Origin of the sequence: Microbacterium sp., from assembly GCF_030149085.1 — a bacterium.
Taxonomy (GTDB): Bacteria; Actinomycetota; Actinomycetes; order Actinomycetales; family Microbacteriaceae; genus Microbacterium.
The window spans coordinates 1-5,781 of record NZ_JASBSF010000074.1 but is presented as its reverse complement, the minus strand read 5'-3'; the positions used below and the strand labels follow the sequence as shown (position 1 = coordinate 5,781).

Genomic DNA, 5,781 nt, shown 5'->3' with positions numbered 1-5,781 from the left:
CTCGATGACAGCATCCAGCGCCTCGCCGCGGCCCTCGAGGAACGCGTCAAGATCGCCGACCTGGCCGAGGTTTCGGGGATAGCCGTCCAGCAAGAAGCCGTTGCTCGCGTCATCCTGCGTGAGGCGGTCACGCACGATCTCGCTCGTGAGGGAATCGGGCACAAGATCGCCGGCTTCGATGATCGCCTTGACCTGCTGACCGAGCGGCGTTCCGGCGCTCACGTTGGCGCGGAAGACGTCTCCGGTCGAGATCACGGGGATCGAGAGCGCTTCGCCCACGCGAACCCCCTGCGTGCCTTTACCCGAGCCCTGCGGCCCGACGATCAGCAGGCGAGCGGAGGGAAGGTCGGCGGAGCGCGTCATCGGAGGAGCCCTTCGTAGTGTCGCTGCTGCAGCTGTGCGTCGATCTGCTTCACGGTCTCAAGGCCCACGCCGACGATGATCAGGATGGAGGCCCCGCCGAACGGGAAGTTCTGGTTCGCCCCGACCAGCGCCAGCGCGAACAGCGGAAGCAGAGCGATCAGACCCAGGTACATCGAGCCGGGAAGAGTGATGCGGGTGAGCACGTAGTCGAGGTACTCGGCAGTCGGGCGGCCAGCACGGATGCCGGGAATGAACCCGCCGTACTTCTTCATGTTGTCGGCGACCTCGACCGGGTTGAAGGTGATCGCGACGTAGAAGTAGGTGAAGCCGACGATGAGCAGGAAATACACGATCATGTAGATCGGGCTGTCACCGTTGGTGAGGTTGTTGCTGATCCACACGACCCAAGGAGCTGCCGTCTCCCCCGCCGCAGGCTGGTTGAACTGCGCGATGAGCGCCGGGATGTACAGCAACGACGAGGCGAAGATGACGGGCACGACGCCGGCCATGTTGACCTTGATCGGGATGTAGGTGTTGGTTCCGCCGTAGGTGCGACGACCCACCATCCGCTTCGCGTACTGCACCGGGATGCGGCGCTGGGACTGTTCGACGAACACCACAAGGCCGACGACCACGATGCCGACGGCGACGACGAGCAAGAACGTCTCGAACCCACGCGACTGCCAGATCGCCCACAGCGAGGCCGGGAAGGCGGCAGCGATGGAAGTGAAGATGAGGATCGACATCCCGTTGCCGATACCGCGCTCGGTGACGAGCTCGGCGAACCACATGATGAGGCCAGTACCGGCTGTCATCGTGATGATCATGAGCAACTGCGCCCACCACGCGTCGTTGGTGAGCAGCTGCTGGCACTCGGGCACGCTTGACGTGCCGAACAGCTGACCGCTGCGGGCAACGGTGACCAGCGTCGTGGACTGCAGGAGCGCGAGCGCGATCGTCAGGTAGCGGGTGTACTGCGTGAGCTTCGCCTGCCCCGCCTGGCCCTCCTTGTAGAGCGCCTCGAAGTGAGGGATGACCACGCGCAACAGCTGCACGATGATCGTCGCAGTGATGTAGGGCATGACGCCCAGGGCGAAGATCGACAGCTGGAGCAGAGCCCCACCGGAGAACAAGTTGACGAGAGCAAGCAGACCCTCAGTGCCAGTCGACTCCCGAAGACACTGCTGCACGTTCGGGAAGTCCACGAACGGTGTGGGCACGTGCGCGCCGAAGCGATACAAGGCGATGATGGCCAGGGTGAACCCGATCTTGCGACGAAGGTCGGGAGTGCGGAACACCCGCGCGATGGCGCTGAACAAGAGGATTCCTCCAAGGGGGATGCCGACACGCTCGGGCGCGCCAACGTCCAGGCTAACCGAAAGAGGGGCCGGAGATCTCTCCGGCCCCTCTTTCCAGGTACTACTTCGCCGAGGCGGCGGTCGCTACGGACCCGCCGGCAGCGATGATCTTCTGCTCGGCCGAACCCGAAACCTTGTCGACGGTCACGGTGAGCTTGACCGAGATGTCGCCGTCACCGAGGACCTTGACCTTCTCGTTCTTGCGAACTGCGCCCTTGGCCACGAGGTCGCCGACGGTGACCTCTCCACCCTTCGGGTAGAGCTCGGCCAGCGTCGAAAGGTTCACGACCTGGTACTCCACGCGGAACGGGTTCTTGAAACCACGGAGCTTCGGGGTGCGCATGTGCAGCGGCATCTGCCCACCCTCGAAACCGACCTTGACCTGGTAGCGGGCCTTCGTGCCCTTGGTACCGCGGCCCGCGGTCTTACCCTTCGAGCCCTCACCACGACCGACGCGGGTCTTCGCCGTGTTGGCGCCGGGGACCGGACGAAGGTGGTGCACCTTCAGCACACCGGGACGGGTCGCGGGTGCGACATCCTTCTTTGCCGCCGCCTTGGCCGGAGCCTTCTTGGCGGGCGCTGCCTTCTCTGCCGGGGCATCGCTGTCAGCAGCCGCCTTGGCCGGAGCCTTGCGCGCGGGTGCCTTCTTCTCAGCGGGCGCGTCGGCAGCAGCCTTGGCCGGAGCCTTGCGGGCCGGGGCCTTCTTGGGCGCCGCGGCTACTGCTTCTGCAGCCTCGACGTTCTCGTTGTCTGCCATTAGTCGATCTCCTCAACCTTCACGAGGTGAGCGACGGTCTTGACGTAACCGCGCGTCTGCGCGTCGTCGGGACGGACGACCGAGTCGCCGATCCGCTTGAGACCGAGCGAGCGCAGCGTGTCACGCTGGTTCTGCTTCTCGCTCACCTTGGACTTGACCTGGGTCACCTTCAGCCGAGCAGCCATCAGGCACCTACCTTCTGTGCGGCCGTAGCCTCAGCTTCGGCACGGACGAGACGAGCCGGAGCGACCTGGTCGAAGTCAAGACCACGACGAGCGGCAACCGAACGCGGCTCCTCGAGCTGCTGGAGCGCCTCCACGGTCGCGTGCACGATGTTGATCGTGTTCGACGAGCCGAGCGACTTCGACAGAACGTCATGGATGCCGGCGCACTCGAGCACCGCACGCACCGGACCGCCGGCGATAACACCGGTACCGGCAGCTGCGGGACGCAGGAGCACCACACCGGCTGCCGCCTCACCCTGCACGGGGTGGGGGATGGTGGAGCCGGAGCGCGGGACGCGGAAGAAGTTGCGCTTGGCCTCTTCGACACCCTTCGAGATCGCCAGCGGGACCTCACGGGCCTTGCCGTAGCCAACGCCGACCACACCGTTGCCGTCACCGACGACCACGAGGGCGGTGAAGCTGAAGCGACGTCCACCCTTCACGACCTTCGACACACGGTTGATGGTGACGACACGCTCCAGGAACTGGTTGTCGCCACGGTCACGCGAGTTGCGGTCCCGGTTGGGGTTGCGCTCGCGGCTGCCGCGGCGCGGCTCACGCTCGCGCTCGGTCGTCGCGGCGCCCTCGGCCGCAGTGGCCTCGGCAACCGGCTCGGTGCCCTCGGCAGTGGTCACGTCGTTCTCCACGGGGTTGTTGTTCTCGCTCACAGGTTCAGACCTCCTTCGCGGGCGCCGTCGGCGATCGCCGCGACACGTCCCGCGTAGCGGTTGCCGCCACGGTCGAACACGACGTCGGCGACGCCGGCTGCCTTCGCACGCTCGGCGACGAGCTCGCCGACCTTGCGTGCCTTGGCGGTCTTGTCACCGTCGAACGACCGCAGGTCGGTTTCGAGGGTGGATGCCGAGGCCAGCGTGTGGCCCTTGCTGTCGTCGACGACCTGCACGAATACGTGACGGGCAGAGCGGGTGACGACCAGGCGCGGACGCTCGGTGGTGCCGACGACCTTCTTGCGAAGACGGGTGTGGCGACGCGCGCGGGCGTCGGACTTCGTCTTGACGCTCATGGTTACTTACCAGCCTTTCCGGCCTTGCGACGCACGACCTCGCCGGCGTAGCGGATGCCCTTGCCCTTGTACGGCTCCGGCTTGCGAATCTTTCGGATGTTGGCAGCAACCTCACCGACGGCCTGCTTGTCGATGCCACTCACGGTGACCTTGTTGTTGCCCTCGACCGTGAAGCTGATGCCGTTGGGCGGGTCGACGAGCACGGGGTGCGAGAAGCCGAGAGCGAACTCGATCGAGCTGCCCTTCTGCGCAACGCGGTACCCGGTGCCGACAACCTCGAGGCCCTTGGTGTAGCCCTGGGTCACGCCGATGATGTTGTTGTTGATCAGGGTGCGGGTCAGGCCATGCAGCGAACGCGATTCGCGCTCGTCGTCGGGACGGGTGACAAGCACCTGCCCCTCTTCGATGGTGACCTCGATGGGGCGCGCGACGGTCAGCGAGAGCTCACCCTTCGGGCCCTTGACGGCGACATCCTGGCCCTCGACCGTGATGGTCACGCCAGCGGGGATGTCGATAGGAAGACGTCCAATACGCGACATGTCAGATCACCACACGTAGGCGAGGACTTCCCCACCCACGCCCTTCTGCTCGGCCTGACGGTCGGTGAGAAGACCGGAGGAGGTGGACAGGATCGCGACACCGAGTCCGCCGAGAACCGTGGGGATCTCGGTCGACTTCGCGTAGACGCGAAGACCGGGCTTCGACACGCGCTTGATGCCCGCGATCGAACGCTCCCGGTTCGGGCCGTACTTGAGGGTCATGGTCAGGGTCTGGCCCACGCGGGCATCCTCGACCGACCAGTCCGAGATGTAACCCTCTTGCTTGAGGATCTCGGCGATGTGCGTCTTGAGCTTCGAGCTCGGCAGCGACACGGAGTCGTGGTGCGCCGAGTTCGCGTTGCGCAGCCGGGTCAGCATGTCTGCGACCGGGTCTGTCATGGTCATGGGGTTCTTCTTTCGTTCACCAGGTTTCGACGCCCGTTACGCGGACGCCGACCTGTGGTGGTGATGCCCCGGAGGTCCCGGGACATCAGAGGTGGATCAGGCCTGCTGCTCGGTGCCCCGGAACGGGAAGCCGAGGTGACGCAGGAGAGCACGACCTTCTGCATCCGTCTTCGCCGACGTCACGATCGTGATGTCGAACCCGCGGACGCGGTCGATCTTGTCCTGGTTGATCTCGTGGAAGATCGACTGCTCCTGCACACCGAAGGTGTAGTTGCCGTTGCCGTCGAACTGCTTGTCCGAGAGTCCACGGAAGTCGCGGATACGGGGCAGCGCGAGGCTCACGAGGCGGTCGATGAACTCCCAAGCACGGTCGCCACGCAGGGTCACGTGCGCACCGATGGCCTGTCCCTCGCGCAGCTTGAACTGTGCGATCGACTTGCGGGCCTTCGTAACGACCGGCTTCTGACCGGTGATCTTGGTGAGGTCGTCGACCGCGCCATCGATCACCTTGCTGTCGCGAGCTGCCTCACCGACACCGGTGTTCACGACGACCTTCACGAGGCCGGGGATCTGCATGACGTTCGCGTAGCCGAACTCGTCCTGCAGTGCCTTCTTGATCTCGCCGTTGTACTTCTGCTTCAGGCGCGGCTGGATTTTGCCAGCTGGCGCAGCAGTGGTCGTGCTCATCAGAGGTCCTTACCTGACTTCTTTGCGTACCGCACGCGAACCGTGCGCTTCACGCCGTCCTTGACCTGCTCCTCGACACGGTGACCGACACGGGTCGGCTTCTTCGTCTCGGGGTCCACGACCTGGACGTTGGAGATGTGGATGGGCGCCTCGATGGTCTCGAGACCGCCAGTCTTCGTGCCGCGCTGGGTCTGACCGACGCGGACGTGCTTGGTGACGTAGTTCACGCCCTCGACGATCACGCGGTCCTGCTCGACGAGGACCTCGAGGACCTTGCCCTGCTTGCCGCGGTCGCCGCCGCGCTCAGGCGTGGGGCCTGAGATGACCTGAACCAGGTCGCCCTTTTTGATGTTCGCCATGATCAGATGACCTCCGGGGCCAGCGAGACGATCTTCATGAACTTCTTGTCACGAAGCTCACGGCC

The 5,781-nt window shown here is 65.1% G+C and carries 10 protein-coding genes and 1 pseudogene; all 11 read right to left on the bottom strand.

What is annotated here, in order from left to right; translation table 11 throughout:
- On the bottom strand, positions 1-363 hold a 363-nt coding region (locus tag Q1V87_RS03120; RefSeq protein ID WP_300590806.1), incomplete at its 3' end, for a nucleoside monophosphate kinase.
- Positions 360-1,682 (bottom strand): preprotein translocase subunit SecY, encoded by a 1,323-nt coding sequence (gene secY, locus Q1V87_RS03115; protein ID WP_292709676.1) that lies wholly within the window; start codon positions 1,680-1,682, stop codon positions 360-362. The genes Q1V87_RS03120 and secY, both read right to left, overlap by 4 nt.
- 100 nt (positions 1,683-1,782) lie before the next feature.
- On the bottom strand, positions 1,783-2,478 hold the full coding sequence (gene rplO, locus Q1V87_RS03110; RefSeq protein WP_292709674.1) for a 50S ribosomal protein L15: 696 nt from the start codon (positions 2,476-2,478) through the stop codon (positions 1,783-1,785).
- Entirely contained in the window at positions 2,478-2,663 is a 186-nt protein-coding gene (rpmD, locus tag Q1V87_RS03105; RefSeq protein ID WP_023954062.1) for a 50S ribosomal protein L30, read from the bottom strand. Before rpmD ends, rplO begins: the two co-directional genes overlap by 1 nt.
- The gene (gene rpsE / locus Q1V87_RS03100; RefSeq protein WP_292709667.1) at positions 2,663-3,370 is read right to left on the bottom strand and encodes a 30S ribosomal protein S5; all 708 of its coding nucleotides are present in this window, start codon (positions 3,368-3,370) and stop codon (positions 2,663-2,665) included. Before rpsE ends, rpmD begins: the two co-directional genes overlap by 1 nt.
- A complete protein-coding gene (gene rplR, locus Q1V87_RS03095) occupies positions 3,367-3,726 on the bottom strand; it encodes a 50S ribosomal protein L18 (protein ID WP_228177314.1) in 360 nt (119 codons plus the stop codon). Before rplR ends, rpsE begins: the two co-directional genes overlap by 4 nt.
- A gap of 2 nt (positions 3,727-3,728) precedes the next feature.
- Positions 3,729-4,265: a 50S ribosomal protein L6 gene (gene rplF / locus Q1V87_RS03090; RefSeq protein ID WP_292709666.1), complete on the bottom strand. Its 537-nt coding sequence runs from the start codon at positions 4,263-4,265 to the stop codon at positions 3,729-3,731.
- A gap of 6 nt (positions 4,266-4,271) precedes the next feature.
- Positions 4,272-4,670, bottom strand: coding sequence for a 30S ribosomal protein S8 (gene rpsH / locus Q1V87_RS03085; RefSeq protein WP_179430951.1), 399 nt, complete (start codon positions 4,668-4,670; stop codon positions 4,272-4,274).
- Between the two features lie 96 nt (positions 4,671-4,766).
- A complete protein-coding gene (gene rplE, locus Q1V87_RS03080; RefSeq protein WP_228177316.1) occupies positions 4,767-5,357 on the bottom strand; it encodes a 50S ribosomal protein L5 in 591 nt (196 codons plus the stop codon).
- Entirely contained in the window at positions 5,357-5,716 is a 360-nt protein-coding gene (gene rplX, locus Q1V87_RS03075) for a 50S ribosomal protein L24 (RefSeq protein WP_228177317.1), read from the bottom strand. Before rplX ends, rplE begins: the two co-directional genes overlap by 1 nt.
- Positions 5,717-5,718: 2 nt before the next feature.
- Positions 5,719-5,781, bottom strand: a pseudogene (locus Q1V87_RS03070) (50S ribosomal protein L14); the annotation flags it as partial.